Here is a 231-nt window from a genome sequence, read left to right as displayed (position 1 = left end):
ATCTGAGCGTTAGTGGCGGCACCTTGAGTGCAGTCACCAGCATCGATGGCGGCATTACCTGGACTGCCACCTTCACGCCCACGGCCAACCTGGAGAGCACGGTCAACCTGATCACGCTGAACAATACTGGAGTGACAGACAAGGCGGGCAATGCGGGAGTGGGCACTACCGACTCGAACAACTACGCTGTCGACACTCAGCGACCTACGGCCACCATCGTCGTAGCGGACG

Annotated in this window: 1 protein-coding gene; it reads left to right on the top strand. The window is 59.7% G+C overall.

All coding sequences use genetic code 11. The features are described from left to right. Positions 1–23: 23 nt before the first annotated feature. Positions 24–231: Ig-like domain-containing protein (locus tag P353_RS06730; protein ID WP_034367094.1), on the top strand; the 208-nt coding region annotated here is incomplete at its 3' end.

Origin of the sequence: Comamonas testosteroni, assembly GCF_000761245.1 — a bacterium.
Classification (GTDB): Bacteria; Pseudomonadota; Gammaproteobacteria; order Burkholderiales; family Burkholderiaceae_C; genus Comamonas; species Comamonas testosteroni_C.
Note: the sequence above shows the minus strand (reverse complement) of the source record. Positions and strands in the feature narration are given on the sequence as shown.